Consider the following 19,397-nt stretch of genomic DNA (forward strand, 5'->3'; position numbering starts at 1 on the left):
TTCACGCGTCGACGCGCGGCGCGCGCCGCCGCGCGTCAGATCACGCGGAAGTGGTGCGTGCCGTCCCGCTTCAGCTGATCGACGAGCCCGAACTCCCAATCGAGGTACGCCTGCATCGCGGCCGCCGCGTTGTCGGTGCCTTCGTACGGCCGCCGGTAGCGGTCGACGCGCGGCGACGCGAGCCGCGTCTCGCCCGTTTCGAGCGGCAGGCCCGCGGCGATCCACGCGGCGGTGCCGCCGGCCAGCACCGCGATCTGCGCCGACACCGGCAGCAGGCCGCGCGCATCCGCCGCCGCGAACCGCGCGAGCTGGCTCGAGCCGCAGGTGAACACGTAGCGCTGCGCGGCCGGAATCGTCGCGAGCGCGTCGCGCAGTTGCGCGCGCACCGCGAACCACGCGCCCGGGATGTGGCGCTTCACGTAGTTCGCGCTGGCCGTCACGTCGACGATCGCGAGTGAATCCGGCGCCGCGTCGCGCAGCCAGCCCGCCAGCGTCGCGGGCGACACTTCCGCGACCTCGGGCGCCGCCGGCACGTCGCGCGGCGGCTCGCCGGTCTCGTCGAACGCATGCGCGCCGTCCGGCTCGACCACCCGCACGTCCCAGCCCATCTGCGCGAGCCACGACGCGGTCATGTCCGCGCGCACGCCGTCGTCGTCCGCGAGCACGATCCGCGCGCCGCGCACCGGCGCGTGATGGTCGGTCTCCTGCACGAGCTGGCCGCCCGGCGTGCTCAGGAAGCCCGGCAGATGGCCGTCCGCATATTCGTCGGGAGTGCGCACGTCGAAGCGGTACAGCGTGCGGCCGGGCGCCGCGAGCGCCGCCACGTCGGCGAGCGCGATGCGCGGCACGCCCGCGCGCTCGGCCACGGCCCGCGCCGCGCGGCGCGCGTCGGCGCGCTGCGCCGCGTCGATCTCGCCGGGGAAACGGCGCGCCGCGCCGTGTTCGAGCGCCTGCCCCGCGAGCGTCCAGCCGATCGTGCCGTTGCGCAGCGCCGCGACCGGGTTCGGCAGGCCCGCGTTGACCAGCGACTGCGTGCCGATGATGCTGCGCGTGCGGCCCGCGCAATTGACGATCACCTGCGTCGCCGGGTCCGGCGCGAGCGCGCGCACGCGCAGCACGAGCTCCGCGCCCGGCACGCTGGTCGAGGTCGGGATGTTCATCGTCTGGTATTCGTCGAAGCGGCGCGCGTCGACGATCACGACGTCCGCGCGCGCATCGATCAGCGCCTTGACTTCCTGCGCCGACAACGAAGGCGTATGCCGTTCGGCCTCGACCCATTCGCCGAACGACTTGCTCGGCACGTTGACGTCGATGAACAGCTCGCCGCCCGCGTCGCGCCAGCCGGCGAGGCCACCGTCGAGCAGCCGCACGTCCGTGTAGCCGAGCCGCGCGAGCGTCGCGGCCGCGCGCGGCGCGAGATCCTCGCCGCCGGCGTCGCCATACACGACGATCGGCGTGTCGCGGCGCGGAATCCGCGTCCACGCGTCGAGCTCGAGCTTCGACAGCGGAAAGTTGGCGGCCCACAGCGGATGGCCGTGCGCGTATGGGTCTTCCTCGCGCACGTCGAGCAGCGCGATCTCGTCGCCGGCGAGCAGGCGGGCGCGCACGTCGTGATACGACGCGGCGGCGAAGCGTTGGGTGGAATCAGTGGGTTGCGTCACGATGTCCGATGAAGTCGATGGGTGGAAGTGGATGGAATCCGGCGCCGGGCGTCACGCATTCGAATAGCCCGACACGAACGGCTTCACGGTGCCGTCCTCGAGATACACGGCGCGCTCGACCTGGCCGATGTTCGCGCCGTACACGTGGATGCTGATCGACACCTGGTCGGCGAATGCGTTGCTCACGCGATGGATGTCGCCGATGCGCGGCGACACGGCCTCGACCTGCCCCGGCCGCAGCCGCACCGCGTCGCCTGCCGGCACCGGCCGCCCGGCCGCGTCGAGCCGGTACGGCTGCGAGAACTCGCCGCCGCGCAGCATGCCGATCAGCCCCCACACCGTGTGGTCGTGGATCGGCGTGGCCTGCCCGGGCCCCCACACGAAGCTGACGACGGAGAACCGCGCGTCCGGATCGAGATGCAGCAGGTACTGCCGGTAGCGCTCGGGATCGGGCTGCGCGAACGCGTCGGGCAGCCAGTCGTCGTGCGCGACGAGCGCGGCCAGCAACGCGCCGCCCTCGTCCAGGATGCGCGCCTCGTCCGCGCCGGACGCAAGCAGCGCGCCCAGCGCGTCGACGAACGGGTGCAGCGGCGATTGCCGCAAGGTAGCCGTATTCATCGGTCGCCTCTTCGAATATGATTCATCGCGATTATGATGGATCGTCATGATGCAACTGAAAATCCATGCAGAACAAACATGAAAATTAGCGATATCGACGCTTTTGCAGCGGTCGTCCGCTGCCAGACGCTCAGCCAGGCGGCCGCCGAGCTGGGCATGACGCAGCCGGCGATCACGCGACGCGTGCAGAACCTCGAGGAGGCGCTCGGCGTCGTGCTGCTCGACCGCAACACGAAACCGCCGCGCCCGACCGACATCGGCCGCCAGGTGTTCGAGCAATGCCGCACGATCCTGCGCGAAGTCGACGCGCTGCGCGAGCTGACCGCCGGCCAGCTGCCGCCGGCCGGCGAATTCCGCATCGGGCTCACGCAGGGCCTCGGCGAGCTGATGCTGCCGGGCCTGATCGCGCAGCTCGGCGAACACTGGCCCGCGCTCGCGCCGCTGGTCACGACCGCATGGGGCGGCGCGCTCGTCGAGCGGGTCGCGCGGCGCGAGCTCGATGCGGCGCTCGTGTTCCTTGCGCGCGAGATGGGGCTGCCGCCGCAGGTCGAAGGCGAGCGGCTGCTGACCACGCGGCTCGTCGCGGTCGGCCGCCGCGGCGACTGGCCGCGCCGCAGCTACCGGCTCGCCGACTGCCACGCGCGCGGCTGGGTGCTCAACCCGGACGGCTGCGGCTTCCGCGCGGGCCTGCGGCGCGCGCTCGACACGCACGGGCTGCCGCTGCGCGTCACGCTCGACACGTTCGGCCGCGACCTGCAGTTGCAGAGCGTCGCGAACGGCGTCGGGCTCGGGCTCATGCCGCTGCCGCTCGTCGAACAGAGCCCGCTGCGCGACGCGCTCGACATCGTGCCGCTCGCCGATTTCAAGCCGCAGATCGACCTGTGGCTGCTCAGGCGGCACGACGCGGCACGGTTCGCCGCGCCGCTCGCGGCGATCGCCGGGCACGCGCGCGCGGCGTTCGACCCGCCGGCGCGCGCAAGCGACGCCGCCGCCGCATGACGGCAGCGGCGACGGCGACGATCCGCCGGGCCTGCGCGGCCCGGCCGTGCCGCCGGCCGCGCCGCGCGGTTTACGCACCATCGCCGCGCGCCGCGTCGAGCGCCGCCCGCCCCGCCGCGACGGCGATCGCATCGTCCTGCGGCGTATGCACGCGGCCGCACAGCACGTCGCGGTAGTAGCGTTCCAGCGGGTTGCCGCGGCTCAGCCCGTGATTGCCCGACAGCTTCAATGCCTGTTCGACGGTGCGGATCGCGTGGTCGATCACGGTTCGCTTGACGAGCCCGCTCGTCGTCACCGCGGGCGGTGCGCCGGCATCGGTGCGCGAAATCGCGTCGTCGAGCAGCACGCGGTTCGCGTGCAGCCAGCCTTCGATCTCGCCGACCGCCTCCTGCACGCGCGGCAGCGTCGCCAGCGGCGCGCCGAGCCCGCTCGGCGCACGCGTCGCGACGAACCCGATCAGCCAGTCGCGCGCCGCCCGCGCGATCGCGTCGTACAGGCTGCCGAGCAGCACGACCATCCACGCCTGCTGGTCCGCGTGCGCGTCGAGATCCGCGTGGCTCGCCGCCGACACGGCCCACGCGTCGGGCGCGCGCAGGTCCGCCGCGTGCCCGGCCGGCAGCCGGACGTCGTCGAACACGACTTCATGGCTGCCCGACGCGCGCAGGCCGAGATGGTCCCAGCTTTCGATCACGCGAATGCCCGCGTCGCCGCCGTCCGGATCACGCGGCACGAGAAACACGCCGACGCGCGGCTCGGGCTCGTCGGTGCGCGCCCACACGGCGAGCCAGCGCAGCGCCGGAATGCCGGTGCTGTACAGCTTGTGGCCGGACAGCCGCCAGCCGTCGCCGTCGCGGCGCGCCACCGTGTCCGGCAGCCCGCCGCGCGCAGGCGAGCCGAGCGCCGGCTCGACCCGCAGCGCGTTGATCAGCGCGCCGTCGGCCACCGCGCTGTCGAACACCGCGCGCCGCAGCGGCGCGGGCCAGCGGCTGTCCGCGCGGCCGAGCGCGCGGTGCTGCAGGTACGTCATCGTCAGGACCAGCGCGGTCGCCGGATCGGCCTGTGCGATCGCCGCGACGATCCGGCTCGCCTGCGCGAGCGTCGCGCCCGCGCCGCCATGCTCGCTCGGCACGACCTGCGCAATCAGCCCCGCTCGGTGCAGGCGCGCGAAGTTCTCGTGCGGGAAGCGGCCGTGAAGGTCGTTGCGGGCGGCGTCGGCAGCCAGTTCGGGCGCGATGCGTTCGAGCAGCGCGGCGACGCGTGCGTCGTCGGCCGGCAGGTGACGCAGCGTCTGCGGCTGCGATGGCGGCGGGGAAACGGCAAGGCTGGCAGGCATCGGGACGGATTCCATCGGTCGGGCGAAAGCGGAGATCGACCGGTACGGCGCTGACGCGGGGCCAACGTGCATGCCCGACGCAGCGCCCTGCCGGAAGCCCCGGCACTCACGCGCGAAACACCCGCAAGACATGCATCCGACAGCGATCCCGATCGATCGCGAGCCCACAGCGTAGGCGTGTGGCCAGGCCGATCAAACCATGCAAATCTGATATTCAATTCCGTATTGATTATTTCCGTTTCGCATGATCTCGGCAGTAATCTGCGCTCCAGTCCCACCCGGCCCGCGTGCCGGGCCGTCCTTGCACCGGAGCCCCAGATGAGCGTCGAATTCATCGGCATGATCCAGAGCCAGAAGCAGTCGGAGATCCACCCGCCGTCCGGTCAGACGGTCGACCCCGATTACGTGCGCGACTTCGCCCGCGCGCACGAGACGGCCGGCTTCGACCGCATCCTCGTGCCGCACCATTCCACCGGGCCGTCGGCGACGCTGACGATCGCCTACGCGGCCGCCGCGACCGAGCGGATCCACTTCATGCTCGCGCATCGCCCCGGCTTCACCGTGCCGACGCTCGCCGCGCGCCAGATCGCGACGCTCGACCAGTTCAGCCGCGGCCGGCTCGCGGTGCACATCATCTCCGGCGGCTCCGATCGCGAGCAGCAGGCCGATGGCGATTTCCTCGACCACGACGCCCGCTACGCGCGCACCGACGAATACGTCGGCATCCTGCGCCGGATCTGGACCGAGGCGCGGCCGTTCGATCATGAAGGCGCGCATTACCGCTTCCGCCAGGGCTTTTCCGAAGTGAAGCCGTATCAGCAGCCGCATGTGCCGATCTACTTCGGCGGCGCGTCGGACGCCGCGCTCGCGGTGGCCGGCAAGCATGCGGACGTCTACGCGCTGTGGGGCGAATCGCTCGACCAGGTGCGCGACCTGACCACGCGCGTGCGCGCCGAGGCGGCCAAGCATGGCCGGCAGGTGCGCTTCTCGGTGTCGTTCCGCCCGATCCTCGCGGCGACCGAGGACGACGCATGGGCGCGCGCGCACCGGATCCTCGACGAAACGCGCCGGCTGCGCGACGCCGCCGGCCTCGGCGCGGGCACCCCGCTGCAGAGCGAAGGCGCGCGCCGCCTGCTCGCCGCCGCCGAGCGCGGTTCCCGCGTCGACAAGCGGCTGTGGACCGAGATCGCGAAACTGACCGGCGCGCGCTCGAACTCGACGGCGCTGGTCGGCACGCCCGAGCAGGTCGCCGACGCGCTGCTCGACTACTACGACCTCGGCGTGACGACGTTCCTGATTCGCGGCTTCGATCCGCTCGACGACGCGATCGACTACGGCCGCGAGCTGATCCCACGCGTGCGCGCCGCCGTCGCCGCACGCGATGCGGCCCGCCGCGCGGCCTGACCCGGAACGGAGACGCACGCATGTCCACCGTCCTGCCTCAGCCCGTGCGCACCGCGTCCGGCCTCGCGCTCGCCGCGTCGCCGCGCCAGCACTTCTGGTTCGACCCGCCCGCGCCGCGCGCGGACGCCGCCGCCGAGCGGCGTCATCGCCAGGCGCGCCTCGCGGCCGCGTTCCGCCTGTTCGCGCGCTTCGGCTTCGCGTCCGGCCTCGCCGGCCACATCACCGCGCGCGACCCGGAACTGCCCGATCACTTCTGGGTGAATCCGCTCGGCGTGCATTTCTCGCAGATCAAGGTGTCCGACCTGCTGCTCGTCAACGCGCGCGGCGAAACCGCGATCGGCGAGCGGCCGCTGAACAAGGCTGCGTTCGCGATCCACGCGGCGATCCATGACGCGCATCCGCACGTCGTCGCGGCCGCGCACACGCACTCGACCTACGGCAAGGCGTGGTCGACGCTCGGCCGTCCGCTCGATCCGCTGACGCAGGACGCGTGCGTGTTCTACGAGGATCACGCGCTGTTCGACGACTTCACCGGGATGGTGGTCGACACGAGCGAAGGCGCACGGATCGCGCAGGCGCTCGCGCGGCCCGGCGGCGGCACGCACAAGGGCGTGATCCTGAAGAACCACGGCATCCTCACGGCCGGCCCGTCCGTCGAGGCGGCCGCGTGGTGGTACATCGCGCTCGACAACGCCGCGCATACGCAGCTGCTCGCCGAAGCGGCCGGCACGCCGCAGCCGATCGATCCGGCCACCGCGCGCCATACGCACGGGCAGATCGGCGGCCCCGAAGGCGCGCTGCACGCATTCGACAGCCTGTACGCGCGCATCGTCGCCGACGAACCCGACCTGCTCGATTGACCACTCGCACGCATTGCCCTGCTTCACGGAAATCTCTCGGAGACCTGACGATGACTCGCCCCACCGCTCCCGCGCCCGGCGCGCACGACACCCAACGGCGCCGCCTGCTGCGCGCGGCGGGCGCAGCCGCGCTTGCGGCCCCCGCGCTCACGCTCGGCCGCCGCGCGTGGTCCGCTGCGCCGCTGAAGAAGCTGACCTTCGCGTGGAACCAGAACGCGTTCTGCCTGACGCCGATCGTCGTCGCGCAGGAACGCGGCTTCTTCGAGAAGAACGGGCTGAAGGTCGAGCTGATCAACTACAGCGGCTCGACCGACCAGTTGCTCGAATCGATCGCGACCGGCAAGGCCGATGCGGCGGTCGGGATGATCCACCGCTGGCTGAAGCCGCTCGAAGCGGGCTTCGACGTGAAGATCGTCGGCAGCTCGCACGGCGGCTGCGTGCGGCTGCTCGGCGCGAAGGCGGCCGGCGTCACGACGCTGCAGGCGCTGAAGGGCAAGACCGTCGGCGTCAGCGATCTCGCCGCGCCCGGCAAGCACTTCTTCTCGATCCTGCTCGCGAAGAACGGCATCGATCCGGAGCGCGACATCACGTGGCGGCAGTATCCGGCCGACCTGCTCGGCGTCGCGGTCGACAAGGGCGAGATCCACGCGATCGCCGACGGCGACCCGAACCTGTATCTGCTCGAGAAGCGCAGCGCCGGCAAGTACACGGAACTCGCGACGAACCTGTCCGGCGAATACGCGCGCAAGGTGTGCTGCGTGATCGGCGCGCGCGGCGAGCTCGTGCGCAACGACCGGCCGGCCGCCGCCGCGCTCGCGCGCGCCATCGTGCAGGCGACCGAGTTCACGCACGAGAACCCGAACGAGGCCGCCAGGGCGTTCGCGAAGTATTCGCCGAAGATCGATCCGGAAGACCTGCGCAAGCTGTATGCGACGCTCACCTACACGCACCACCCGACCAGCGTCGACCTGCAGCAGGAAATCGCGTTCTACGCGGACGATTTCCGCCGCATCGGCGTGATCAAGAAAAGCACCGACCCGCAGCGCTTCGCGCAGCAGGTCTATGCGAACGTGCTGGGGTAACGCGATGTCGACGCTCGAACACGTTTCCACGACGGCATCCGCCGCCACGGCCTCGGCCGCCGTGCCCGCCGCGTCGATCGCGCCCGCGCCCATACCGCGCATCGCGTGCACTGCCTGCGACGCGGCGCAGGCCGCCGCTGCCCGCCGCGCGCCGCTCTGGGCCACCGGGCTCGCCGCGGCCGTCGCATGGGCCGCGCTCGGCGCGGTGACGCGGCTGTGGCCGAATCGCGTCGTCGGCTTCAGCGACTGGGCGTACACCGACACCTTCGGCACGGCCGCGTGGATCATCGCCGCGCTGCTGCTCGCGCTCGCGGCGCTCGGCCCCCGCGTGAGCGCGCTGCGCGCGCTGCTCGCGCGCGTGCACCCGGCCGGCCCGTGGCTGGTTGCGTTGCCGCTCGGGCTGGCCGCATGGGAAATCGCGACCGCGAAAACCGGCTGGCTGCCGACGCCGTTCTTCGCGCCGCCGCAGGCGCTGATCGAGGTCTACGCCGACGACTGGGCGCGCCTCGCCGGCAGCGCCGGCAATACGCTGAAGCTGCTCGGCCTCGGTTTCGCGTACGGCGTCGCGGCCGGTTTCGCGGTGGGCGTGTCGATCGGCTGGTCGCGCCGCATCGGCTACTGGGTGCACCCCGTGCTGCGCGTGCTCGGGCCCGTGCCGGCCACCGCGCTGCTGCCGCTCACGTTCTACTTCTTCCCGTCGAGCTACTCGGCCGCGGCGTTCCTGATCGCGCTGTCGACCGGCTTCCCGGTCGCGGTGCTGACCTGGTCCGGCGTCGCGAGCGTCGACAAGCAGTACTACGACGTCGCCCGCACGCTCGGCGCGAACGCGCGCTTCCTCGTGCTGCGGGTCGCGATTCCGGCCGCGCTGCCGCACGTGTTCGTCGGCATCTTCATGGGCTTGAGCGCGTCGTTCACGGTGCTCGTCGTCGCGGAAATGATGGGCGTCAAGTCGGGGCTCGGCTGGTATCTGAGCTGGGCGCAGGGCTGGGCGTCGTACGTGAACATGTACGCGGCGCTGCTCGTGATGGCGCTGCTGTTCTCCGGCCTGATCGCACTGCTGTTCGCGGTGCGCGACCGCACCCTCGCATGGCAGAAAGGAACCGTCAAATGGTAGGCGCCGCCGTCCTCGAATCCCCCGTTTCCGCGCCGCCGGCGCCTGCTGCGCCGCGCGGCGCGCGCATCGACGTGCGCCGCGTGAGCCATGCGTTCGATGGGGCCGGCGGCGCGCTGCCGGTGCTCGACGACGTCACGCTGTCGGTCGCCGCCGGCGAGTTCGTCGCGCTGCTCGGGCCCAGCGGCTGCGGGAAATCGACGCTGCTGCGGCTCGTCGCGGGCCTCGACGCCGCGCGGCAAGGCAGCATCGCCCAGGATGGCGAACCGATCGTGCGGCCCGACCCGTCGCGCATCGTCGTGTTCCAGGATCCGACGCTCTACCCGTGGCGCCGCGTGCGCGCGAACGTCGCGCTCGGCCTCGAGGCGCGCGGCGTGGCGCGCGCCGCGCAGCACCGCGTCGACGATGCGCTCGCGCGCGTCGGGCTGGAGGATTTCGCGCACGCTTTCCCGCATCAGCTGTCCGGCGGGATGGCGCAGCGCGTCGCGCTCGCCCGCGCGCTCGTCAACGATCCGCGCGTGCTGATCCTCGACGAGCCGCTCGGCAAGCTCGATTCGCTGACCCGGCTGACGATGCAGGCCGAGCTCACCGCGCTGTGGCGGCGCGACCGCTTCTCCGCGCTGCTCGTCACGCACGACGTCGAGGAGGCGCTGTTCCTCGCGCAGCGCGTGATCGTGTTCGGCCCTCGGCCCGCGCGGATCGTCGCGGAGCTGCACGTCGACCTGCCCTATCCGCGCCATCGCGGCGACCCGCGTCTGGCCGAGTTGCGGCACGACGCGCTGCGCCACCTCGGGCTCGATGCGAGCTGGTAGATGCGCGGCATCGCATCGCCCCGGCGGCCCGGCCGATGAGCGCGCCGCCGTTCGCCGACTGGACGCTCGCGTTCCTGCAGGTGCTGTATCGCGCGCAGGTCGCGCTCGCGCAGGTGTTGTGCGTGGCCGGCGCGACCGGCGACGCGGACGGCCAGGCCGCGTGGCCATGGCCGCAGCGGATCGCGCTCGAAACGTTGCGGATCGACGCGGGGCTGACGCGGCAACTCGCGCTCGCGTTCGCGTTGACGGCGCTCGCGGTGGCGTTCGCGCTTGCCGCGCTCGTGTTGCGCAGGCGGCGCGTCGTCTGGGCCGGCGCGGCCGTGCTCGCCGGGGTGTGCGCGCCGTGGCCGCCTGCCGCGCTGTGGCTTGCGCCCGCCGTGCCGACGAGTTTCCAGCGCAGCCCCGCACCGTTGTCGGTGACGAACCTGACGCGCGGCGCGCAGTTGTACGGCCGTCATTGCGTGGCCTGCCACGGCGCGGATGGCCGCGGCGAAGGGCCGCTCGCCGCGTCGCTCGCGCACTGGCCGCCGACCTTCGCCGGCACGCTGCTCGCGCGGCGGCTCGACGGCGAGCTTTACTGGCGCGTGCGGCACGGCCTGCACGACGCGCAGCGCACGGCGTCGATCCCCGGTTTCGATGCGCCCGACACGTGGGCCCTGCTCGATTACCTGAAAGCGCTGGCGGCAGGCAGCGGCGCTCAGGCGGGCGGCGCGTGGCCCGCGCCTGTCGCATTGCCGGCGCTCGACGTGCGCTGCGGCGAGCACGGTGCGATACAAGCGCTCGAACGCTGGCGCGACGGCCAGCGCGTGCGCGTGGTCGCGCTCGCGCCGGGGGCGCCGCCGCCCGCCGAAGACGCGCGCTGGCAGACGCTGCTCGTCACGCGGGATGCCGTCGCGCCGCCGGCCGCCCACGGGCGCGCGAACTGCATCGCCGCGACGGCGGACGCATGGCGAGTGTTCGCGACGATCGCCGGCCTTGCGCCGGATGCGCTCGGCGGCACGCAGTTCCTCGCCGACCGCGCCGGCTGGCTGCGCGCGCGGGCATTGCCGGGCCAGGCCGGATGGTCGGACGCCGACCTGCTGTGCCGTGCCGGTGACACCGGCCCGGCAGCCGCCGCGCCCCGCATCGCGGGCTCGACCGCCGGCCGCGATCCGCTGACTGCGCTGCTGCTGCGATTCGACGCGGACCCCGTGCGCGACGTGCAGGCCGGCCTGCCGCATTGAGCGCCGGCATTCACCCCTTCCCTGACTGACTGACCGAGCAAACTTCACGATGAATCAGATGCGACGCCACTTCCTCACCCAGGCCGCCGCCTTCGCGACACTTGCCGCAGCCCCGCTCGCGCTGCGCGCGCAATCCGCCACGCGGCCGCTGCTGCGCGCCGGCGACCAGAAAGGCGGCCTGCGCGCGCTGCTCGAAGCGGCCGGCGAGCTGAACGGCCTCGCCTACGACATCGCATGGACCGAGTTCCCGGCCGCCGCCCCGCTCGCCGAGGCGCTGAACGCGGGCGCGGTCGACTGCGGGCCGATCGGCGACGCGCCGGTGATCTTCGCGCTCGCGTCGGGCGCGCAAATCAAGGTGATCGGCGCGAACCGCTCGGATCCGTACGGCACCGCCGTGGTCGTGCGGCCCGACGCGCCGCTGAAGACCGCCGCCGACCTGAAAGGCAAGCGCATCGGCACGACGCGCGGCTCGATCGGCCATTTCGTCACGCTGAAGGCGCTCGACGCGGCGGGCCTCGCGCCCGACGACGTGTCGTTCCGCTTCCTGCCGCCCGCCGATACGATGCTCGCGCTCGCGAGCGGCTCGATCGACGCGTGGGCGACCTGGGAGCCATACACGGCGCTCGCGGAAACGAGCGGCCGCGCGCGCGTGCTCGTCAGCGGCCGCGGGCTGTGGTCGGGGCTCAGCTACCTCGCGGCGACCGACGCCGCGATCGCCGCGAAACGCGACGTGCTGCGCGATTTCCTGCAGCGCGTCGTGCGTGCGCAGGCATGGTCGTACCAGCACGCGGACGCATTCTCGGCGGCGCTCGCGCGGATCATCGGGATTCCGCAGCCGGCCGCGAAGCTGCAGTTCGAGCGGCGCCGCACACGCTGGCTGCCGATCGACGCGGCGGTCATCGCCGAGCAGCAGCGCACCGCCGACTTCTACCTGAAGGCCGGGCTGCTGCGCCAGCCGCTCGACGTGCGCGCGACGTTCGACCGCGGTTTCCCGCTGCCGGCGTGAGCGTCCGGCGAGAAGGCCGGTTTCGGTGCGATCTGGCACAATCGCGCTTTGACTTTCCATGTCATTCGAAGCCCGCGCCATGCCAGCCATCAGCGAACTTTTCGTCTATCCGATCAAATCCTGCGGCGGCATCGCGCTGCGCCGCGCGCAATTGCTCGACACCGGGCTGGCATACGACCGCCACTGGATGGTGACCGACGCCGCCGGCGAGATGATCACGCAGCGCACGCACCCGCGCCTCGCGCTCGTGCAGACCGCGTTCGACGGTGACGTGCTGGTGCTGAACGCGCCCGACATGCCGGAAATTCGCACGCCGCTCGACGGCGAAGCGACGGCCGATACGCCGAAGATGGCGGCGACCGTCTGGCGCGACACCGTCGACGCGATCGACACGGGCGCCGCCACCGCCGCGTGGTTCACCCGCTACCTCGGCGCGCCGGCAAAGCTCGCGCGCTTCGCGCCCGGCGCGCGGCGCCCGTGCAACCGCAAATGGACCGGCGAGCTCGATGCGTCGACCCGGTTCGCCGACGGCTATCCGCTGCTCGTGATCGGCCAGTCGTCGCTCGACGATCTGAACGCGCGGCTCGCCGCGAAGGGCGCGCCGGCGATTCCGATGAACCGCTTCCGCCCGAACGTCGTCGTATCGGGCCTCGACGCGTACGAAGAGGATTACGTCGAGCATCTCGACGCCGGCGGCGACACGCCCGTGCGGCTGCGCCTCGTGAAGCTGTGCACGCGCTGCCCGGTGCCGACCATCGACCAGCGCACGGGCGCGCCCGATCCGGCGTGGCCGCACGAGCCGACCGACACGATGCAGGCCTACCGCGCGCATCCGGGCTTCGACGGCGCGCTGACGTTCGGCAACAACGCGATCGTCGTGCACGGCGCGGGGCGTTTTCTCGAGGTTGGACAGGAACTCGAAGCGGAGATCGGGTTCGGCGATTAAAAATCGCGAACCCGCATGAGCGGCGCCACGCGCCGCATCGGAAGGTGGCGCATGCGATTATTTACCGCACTGCGCCACCGGATTCGATTTCAGACAATATGCCGATCGATTTCTGCCGGAATCACAATTCCGCAATCTTTGCGTCGCTTATCGTAAATTTTTCCTCCGGATTTTGCGGATCGACAACCGTATAGTTGGCCGTCCCGGTTTTCGAATTCAGCGGAATAAGGGACGACAAATCCAGCACCGGGAACAGTGCCGGCGGGATGCCGTGATACTTGTTGATGGGAATGATCCCGCCGACGTAACCGTGCACGTGCAGCAAAAGCGACCGCACCGGAAGGACGGACGCGCTTTCCCCTTCCTTCAACGGGAAGTGGGTATAGTTTCCGCCGATCGTGATTTGGGTGACGTTGTTGGGCCGATGGGTCCAGATGATCCGGCCGGAGCCCTGCAGCGAACCCGAGCCTTGCGGATGCTCGAATTCCGGGTGGAAAGCGGCGATGAAGTTGATCGTCGGCGCGTTTCCCTTTCCTGACGTGACGTGCCCGCCGCTGACCCTGAATCGTTTGACGAAAATCTCCGGCAGGACTTCTTCGTCGAGTGTCGTGGCCATGATTTTGCCCTCAATTAATTATAGAAAATTACGATTCATCCCTGAATAAACAAGGTTAAGCCGTATATTGGACGGCTGATTTATCGTAGGTCGGAAAATGGGGTTTTCTAGCTGTCAGAAATCACAGCATGCCGGGGCGATTATAAAAACACTCAATTTTCGAATTAAATGTTTCCATTTGATCGAGCCTCGCGATTACGCATGATCGCGCGATAACCGCCTGTGTTTCTAGGGGCCGACCGGCAGCGTCACCGTGACGACCAGCCCGCCGCCGGCCGCATCGCCCAGCGTCACCCTGCCCTGATGCACGCGCGCGATCTCGCGCACGATCGACAGCCCGAGCCCCGTGCCTTCGACGGTCTGCGTCTTGCTGCCGCGATGGAAGCGCTCGAACACCGCGTCGCGCTCGTTTTCGGGAATCCCCGGCCCGTTGTCGATCACGTCGAGCCGCGCATGCTCGCCGTCGCGCGACACGCGCACCGTGATCACCGCGCGGTCGCCCGCGTAGCGGATCGCGTTGTCGATCAGGTTGCCGATCATCTCGCCGAGCAGGTCGGGCCGGCCGGGCACGGCGACGTCGGCCTCGTGCTCGAAGCCCAGGTCGATGTCGCGCGCCCGCGCAACCGGCGACCAGTCGAGCGTCACGCTGCGCGCCAGCCGGTGCAGCGCCACCGGCTCGTGCGTGACGGCCTGCCCGCTGTCCGCGTCGAGGCGCGACAGCGAAAGCAATTGCTGGACGATTTTCGCCGCCTGCCGCACCGCGCCGTTCACGCGCAGCAGGTGCACGTTCACGCGCGGCTGCTCGTCGGGCCGCAGCGCGAGCTCGACGCCCGCCTGCACCGCGGCCAGCGGCGTCTTCAGTTGATGCGCCGCATCCGCGAAGAAGCGCCGCCGCGCGACCTGCATCCGCTGCGTGCGGCCGATGTACTGGTTGATCGAATCGACGAGCGGCGCGAGCTCGCTCGGCATCGCGCCCGTGTCGAGCGGCGTCGGGTCGTCCTCGGTGCGCGCGGCGACCCGGGCCGACAGCCGGTTCAGCGGCCGCAGCCCGCGCCCGACGCCGAGCCACACGATGCCGAGCGCGAGCACGACGAGCAGCCCCTCCTGCAGCAGCGAGCCCATCAGGATCTCGCGCGCGAGCGCCTGGCGCCCCTCGATCGTCTCGCCGACCATCACCCACACGATGCGCGACTGCGCGCTCGGCACGTCGTGCACCGGCAGCCGCAGCGCGCCCATCCGCAGGCGTTCGCCGCGATAGACGGCGTCGTAGTAGCGCGTCGCGTACAGCGCGACGTCGCCGGCGTCGCGCCCGCTCGGCAACGGCAGGTCCGGGTAGCCGGTGACCGCGCGGCCGTTGTCCTCGCGGATCAGGTAGTAGATCTTGCCGCCGTCGCTCGATTCGAACATCTCGAGCGCGAGATACGGCAGGTCGACCTCGACCTCGCCCTGCTTGAGCCGCACCCCTTCGCGGATCGACTTCAGCGACGACGACAGCGTGCGGTCGAACGCGACGTGCGCGGCGTTCATCGCGCGCTGGTAGGTCAGCCAAGAATCGAGCGCGAGCAGGCCGAGCAGCGGCAGCAGCAGCCACAGCGCGACCTGCATCCGCAGGTTCGGGCGCATCACGCGGCTTTCGCTTCGAGCAGGTAGCCGAGCCCGCGCAGCGTGACGATCGCGACGCCGCTGTGCTCGAGCTTCTTGCGCAGCCGGTACACGTAGATCTCGATCGCATCGGCGTTGACCGATTCGTCGAGCCCGAAGATCTTCTCCGACAGCGTTTCCTTGTTGATCGCGCGGCCGTTGCGCAGGATCAGCACCTCGAGCACCGAGCGCTCGCGCGGCGTGAGCGACAGCGGCTCGCCCGCGAGGCGGAAGCTGCGGTCGACGCTGTCGTATGCGAGCGGGCCGCACGCCACACGCGAATGCTCGTGCCCGAGGCTGCGCCGGATCAGCGCGCGGGCGCGCGCCTCCAGCTCGGTCAGCTCGAACGGTTTCGCGAGATAGTCGTCGGCGCCGAGATCGAGCCCCTTCACGCGGTCCTCGACCGACCCGTGCGCGGTGAGGATCAGCACCGGCACCGGGTTGCGCCGCGCGCGCAGCCGCCGCAGCACCTCGAGCCCGTCGAGCTTCGGCAGCCCGAGGTCGAGGATCACCAGCGCGTAGTCCTGCGTGCGCAGCACGTGGTCCGCCGCCTCGCCGTCGGCCATGTGATCGACCGCGAAGCGCGCGGCGCTCAGCGCGTCGCCGAGCGATTGCGCGAGGATCGGGTTGTCTTCGACGAGCAGCACACGCATGGGGAATCCGGTCAGGTCGGCAGGTAATGTCAAGGCCGCTACATTACACGATCCTTTCCGCCCTGCCGCTCCGCGAAAACACCTGTTCCGTGTTGCGCGCTGCCTGCTTGCCCGCCGCCTGCTGCTTGCCGCCTGCTGCTTGCTGCTTGCTTCTTGCTGCTTGCTTCTTGCTGCTTGCTTCTTGCTGCTTGCTGCTTGCTGCTTGCTGCTTGCTGCTTGCTGCTTGCTGCTTGCTGCTTGCTGCTTGCTGCTTGCTGCTTGCCGCTTGCCGCTTGCCGCTTGCCGCTTGCCGCTTGCCGCTTGCCGCTTGCCGCCTGCCGCCTGCCGCCTGCCTGCCGCCTGCCGCCTGCCGCCTGCCGCTTGCCGCTTGCCGCTTGCCGCTTGCCGCTTGCCGCTTGCCGCTTGCCGCTCGCCGCTTGCCGCTCGCCGCTCGCCGCCTGCCGCCTGCCGCCTGCCGCCTGCCGCCTGCCGCCTGCCGCCTGCCGCTTGCCGCCACGTATTACACGCAACGAGCAGCGCCCGTCACTCCGCCGCGCGCCGGCCTCCCGTCGTCAAGCCATCGGCCCCGGCGGTGGCGGCGTTCCGCTCGCGCAGGCCATAGATCGCGGCCAGGAACGCGACGCTCGCGCAGAGGGTCACGGCGGCCAGCGGGCGGGCCGTGCCGTCCGACAGCCACCCGAGCACCCCGCCGCACACGGCGGCAATCGCCATCTGGATGAAGAAGAACAGCCCGGAAGCCGTGCCCGCGATCTTCGTATACGGCTGCATCACCGCGAACTGGCACGCCGGAATCGCGATCCCGACGGCGATCATCACGAAGAACATCGGCACGACGACGGCCGCCGCATGCGTGGGCGCGACGGCGTCGGCCCCGCACAGCGCGATGGCCCCGGCCAGGTTGACGAAGGCCGCCGACGCGATCACGGCATCGGTGTTCCAGCGGCCGCTGGCCCGCCGGAACACGCTCGATCCGATCAGGTAGCCGAGCACGGTCAGGCCGAAGATCCCCGCATAGACCGGCCCCGACACGCCCATCTGCCGCTGGAACAGCGTCGACGATTCCGCGATGAACGGGAAGTACGTGCAGTAGACGAAGCTGATCGCGAGCGAGTAGCGCAGGAAACGGCGCTCGCGCAGCAGCCCCGCGTAGGTCCGCAGCAGGCCCGCGCCCGGCTCCGGCCGCGCGTCGCTCGCGCGCGTCTCGGGCAGGTAGCGCAGCACCATCGCCGTCGCGATCACCCCGCCGGCCACGAGCCAGCCGAACACGCCGCGCCACCCGAGCCACGCGGCGATCGCGCTGCCCGCGAGCGGCGCGATCACGGGCGACAGCGCCATGCCCGCCGAGATGCGGCTGAGCATCGTCGCCTGCATCGCCGCAGGAAAGCGCTCGCGCACGATCACGCGCCCGATCACCGTTCCGCTGCAACCGCCCAGCGCCTGGAAGATGCGCGCGCAGACGATCGCCGGGACGCTCGTCGCGAGCGCGCAGGCCACGCTCGCGGCCACGTAGAGGCACAGCCCGCCGAGCAGCACGGGGCGGCGGCCGTACCGGTCGGACAACGGCCCCGACACCAGCATCGACAGCGCATAGCCGATCATGTACAGCGTCAGCGTGAGCTGAAGCTGCGCGTCGGTGCCGTGCAGCGCATCCGCCATGGCGGGCAGCGACGGCAGGTAGGCATCGATCGTGACGCGCGGCAGGCAAACGACGAGCATCAACAGCAACAACCAGCCCCATTGGGGCAACGACCGGGATTTCATAGGGTGCTTTCGTCTCCTTCGGGTTCAAGTGCTCGGCATCAATCTACGAACAAAGTGATATAAGCTGAAGAGCCATTAAATCGACCATCAACTAGACCACTATGACGCGAGGCAAAGCCGCGATTCCGCTCGATCTGCCGTGCCCTCCGGGCCTGTCGACCGGAAGCCCGCAATCGAAGCAGGACTGCATTGCCGACGCGATTCGCGACGCGATCCTGAAACGCCTGCTCCCCGGCGACAGCGCACTGCCGTCCAGCCGCACGCTGGCCGCGCGCTGGGGTGTCGCGCGCGGCACGGTCGAGGCCGCCTACGACCGGTTGGGCGCCGAGGGCTACATCGCGCGCACGCGCGGCTCCGGGTCGCGGGTGTGCGCGGTGGTGCCGGACAGCTATTTGCGCGCGTCCGCGCAATCTCGGGAGCGCGGCGGCGCAACACCGGCACTGGAACCGGAGCCGCAACCGACCGGCGCAACGGGCGCGGCCGCCCCGGAACACGCGGTCCGCCCGGGCGTCCCGTTCGTCGCGCGGCTCGCCGATCCCGACCTGCTGCCGATGCAGCAATGGAAGAAGGCGCTCGGCGCGAGCCTGCTTGCCGCGACCGCCAGCGACCTCTGTTCGACGCCGTCGCAAGGCGTCGCGGCCCTGCGCGACGAAATTGCCGGATACCTGCGCGAATACCGCGGGATCCCGTGCGCCGCCGACGACATCTTCATCACGACCGGCATCCGCCATTCGATCGATCTCGTCGCGCGCACCGTGCTCGCCCCGCGCAGCACGGTGCTGATGGAAGACCCCGGCTACGCGTCGGCGGCACACATCTTCGCGATGACGGGCGCGACCGTGGTCGACGTGCCGGTCGACCGCGAAGGGATCGAAACGGCCGCGCTGGACCGGCACCCCGATGCGCGCGCCGCCTACGTGACGCCCGCGCATCAATCGCCGCTCGGCGTCACGATGTCGGTGTCGCGCCGGCTCGAACTGCTCGACTGGGCGCAGCGCCGTCGCGCGTGGATCATCGAGGACGACTACGACGGCGAATTCAGCTACCAGGCCGCCCCGCTGCCCGCGCTGAAGTCGCTCGACGCGTGCGACCGGGTGATCTACTGCGGCTCGTTCAACAAGACGCTGTTCTCCGGGCTGCGCATCGGCTTCATGGTCGTGCCGGCGGCGCTGCGGCCGGCGCTCGCGGACGTGTGGCGCGTGACCGGGCGCTCGGTCGGCGTCGCGCCGCAGCTCGCGCTGGCCCGCTTCATCGGGCGCGGCGATTTCGCGAAGCACCTGCGCGCCAGCCGCCACGCATATCGCCAGCGGCGCGACATCGTGCTCGAGCAGCTCGCGAAACACGGCAGCGGGCAATACACGGTGTCGGGCGAGCATGCCGGCTTTCATTTCGTGCTGTGGCTGCCGCCCGGCATGGACGACGCGTCGTACGTCGCGAACGCGCACGCGGCCGGCGTGTCGCTGCAGCCGATTCGCGGCTTCTGCCGAAGCGCCGAGCTCGCCGCGGGCATCATCGTCGGGTATTCGGCGCTCACCGCCGCGCACGCGAAACATGGCGGCCGGATTCTCGGCACGCTGCTGTCGACCTCGGGAAATCCATGACACAAACGCATCGATTGCACACAAAAATGAAAGCAGGCTGAAAGTGCCCCCCACTTACCATCCGCCTCAC

18 protein-coding genes are annotated in these 19,397 nt (G+C 71.0%); 10 read left to right on the plus strand and 8 right to left on the minus strand.

Annotated elements, in window-relative coordinates:
- Positions 1–35: 35 nt before the first annotated feature.
- Both ABFO07_RS23235 and ABFO07_RS23240 read right to left on the minus strand, forming a co-directional pair.
- Positions 36–1,661 carry a rhodanese-related sulfurtransferase gene (locus ABFO07_RS23235; RefSeq protein ID WP_060150347.1) on the minus strand — a complete coding sequence of 542 codons (1,626 nt, stop codon included), beginning with the start codon at positions 1,659–1,661 and terminating at the stop codon, positions 36–38.
- A gap of 51 nt (positions 1,662–1,712) precedes the next feature.
- Complete coding sequence (locus ABFO07_RS23240; RefSeq protein ID WP_059807896.1) at positions 1,713–2,279, minus strand: cysteine dioxygenase; 567 nt, start codon at positions 2,277–2,279, stop codon at positions 1,713–1,715.
- A gap of 78 nt (positions 2,280–2,357) precedes the next feature.
- On the opposite strand from ABFO07_RS23240, the gene ABFO07_RS23245 reads away from it, so the two are divergent.
- The gene (locus tag ABFO07_RS23245) at positions 2,358–3,278 is read left to right on the plus strand and encodes a LysR family transcriptional regulator (RefSeq protein ID WP_059807899.1); all 921 of its coding nucleotides are present in this window, start codon (positions 2,358–2,360) and stop codon (positions 3,276–3,278) included.
- A 70-nt stretch (positions 3,279–3,348) separates the two neighbouring features.
- Here ABFO07_RS23245 and ABFO07_RS23250 read toward each other — a convergent pair whose 3' ends face one another.
- Positions 3,349–4,611, minus strand: a complete 1,263-nt coding sequence (locus ABFO07_RS23250) for an acyl-CoA dehydrogenase family protein (RefSeq protein WP_347469635.1) — start codon at positions 4,609–4,611, stop codon at positions 3,349–3,351.
- Positions 4,612–4,929: 318 nt separating this feature from the next.
- Between ABFO07_RS23250 and ABFO07_RS23255 the strand changes: the two genes are divergently transcribed.
- From ABFO07_RS23255 to ABFO07_RS23290, 8 genes are all read left to right on the plus strand, one after another.
- On the plus strand, positions 4,930–6,015 hold the full coding sequence (locus tag ABFO07_RS23255) for an LLM class flavin-dependent oxidoreductase (protein ID WP_059561129.1): 1,086 nt from the start codon (positions 4,930–4,932) through the stop codon (positions 6,013–6,015).
- A gap of 20 nt (positions 6,016–6,035) precedes the next feature.
- Positions 6,036–6,875 (plus strand): class II aldolase/adducin family protein, encoded by an 840-nt coding sequence (locus tag ABFO07_RS23260; protein WP_059561135.1) that lies wholly within the window; start codon positions 6,036–6,038, stop codon positions 6,873–6,875.
- A 50-nt stretch (positions 6,876–6,925) separates the two neighbouring features.
- Positions 6,926–7,957 carry an ABC transporter substrate-binding protein gene (locus ABFO07_RS23265; protein WP_059995651.1) on the plus strand — a complete coding sequence of 344 codons (1,032 nt, stop codon included), beginning with the start codon at positions 6,926–6,928 and terminating at the stop codon, positions 7,955–7,957.
- A 4-nt stretch (positions 7,958–7,961) separates the two neighbouring features.
- On the plus strand, positions 7,962–9,071 hold the full coding sequence (locus tag ABFO07_RS23270; protein ID WP_347469636.1) for an ABC transporter permease: 1,110 nt from the start codon (positions 7,962–7,964) through the stop codon (positions 9,069–9,071).
- Positions 9,065–9,880, plus strand: coding sequence for an ABC transporter ATP-binding protein (locus ABFO07_RS23275; RefSeq protein ID WP_347469637.1), 816 nt, complete (start codon positions 9,065–9,067; stop codon positions 9,878–9,880). The genes ABFO07_RS23270 and ABFO07_RS23275 overlap by 7 nt, the downstream gene beginning before the upstream one ends.
- A 35-nt stretch (positions 9,881–9,915) precedes the next feature.
- The gene (locus ABFO07_RS23280; protein ID WP_347469638.1) at positions 9,916–11,103 is read left to right on the plus strand and encodes a c-type cytochrome; all 1,188 of its coding nucleotides are present in this window, start codon (positions 9,916–9,918) and stop codon (positions 11,101–11,103) included.
- A gap of 49 nt (positions 11,104–11,152) precedes the next feature.
- Positions 11,153–12,109, plus strand: a complete 957-nt coding sequence (locus tag ABFO07_RS23285; RefSeq protein ID WP_059911207.1) for an ABC transporter substrate-binding protein — start codon at positions 11,153–11,155, stop codon at positions 12,107–12,109.
- Between the two features lie 79 nt (positions 12,110–12,188).
- Positions 12,189–13,055: an MOSC domain-containing protein gene (locus ABFO07_RS23290; protein WP_060014511.1), complete on the plus strand. Its 867-nt coding sequence runs from the start codon at positions 12,189–12,191 to the stop codon at positions 13,053–13,055.
- 121 nt (positions 13,056–13,176) lie between these two features.
- On the opposite strand, the gene ABFO07_RS23295 is transcribed toward ABFO07_RS23290, so the two are convergent.
- The 5 genes from ABFO07_RS23295 to ABFO07_RS23315 form a co-directional block, all read right to left on the minus strand.
- Positions 13,177–13,671, minus strand: a complete 495-nt coding sequence (locus ABFO07_RS23295) for a hypothetical protein (RefSeq protein WP_059561155.1) — start codon at positions 13,669–13,671, stop codon at positions 13,177–13,179.
- A gap of 228 nt (positions 13,672–13,899) precedes the next feature.
- On the minus strand, positions 13,900–15,297 hold the full coding sequence (locus tag ABFO07_RS23300) for a sensor histidine kinase (protein WP_060014513.1): 1,398 nt from the start codon (positions 15,295–15,297) through the stop codon (positions 13,900–13,902).
- On the minus strand, positions 15,294–15,965 hold the full coding sequence (locus tag ABFO07_RS23305) for a response regulator (protein ID WP_059561161.1): 672 nt from the start codon (positions 15,963–15,965) through the stop codon (positions 15,294–15,296). Before ABFO07_RS23305 ends, ABFO07_RS23300 begins: the two co-directional genes overlap by 4 nt.
- Positions 15,966–16,003: 38 nt before the next feature.
- Positions 16,004–16,474: a hypothetical protein gene (locus tag ABFO07_RS23310; RefSeq protein ID WP_347469639.1), complete on the minus strand. Its 471-nt coding sequence runs from the start codon at positions 16,472–16,474 to the stop codon at positions 16,004–16,006.
- Between the two features lie 13 nt (positions 16,475–16,487).
- Positions 16,488–17,726 (minus strand): multidrug effflux MFS transporter, encoded by a 1,239-nt coding sequence (locus ABFO07_RS23315; protein WP_060013528.1) that lies wholly within the window; start codon positions 17,724–17,726, stop codon positions 16,488–16,490.
- Between the two features lie 101 nt (positions 17,727–17,827).
- Here ABFO07_RS23315 and ABFO07_RS23320 point away from each other — a divergent pair, with 101 nt between their 5' ends.
- Entirely contained in the window at positions 17,828–19,327 is a 1,500-nt protein-coding gene (locus ABFO07_RS23320; RefSeq protein WP_060013530.1) for a PLP-dependent aminotransferase family protein, read from the plus strand.
- Positions 19,328–19,397 lie beyond the last annotated feature (70 nt).

Source organism: Burkholderia stagnalis (assembly GCF_039848545.1).
Lineage (GTDB): Bacteria > Pseudomonadota > Gammaproteobacteria > Burkholderiales > Burkholderiaceae > Burkholderia > Burkholderia stagnalis.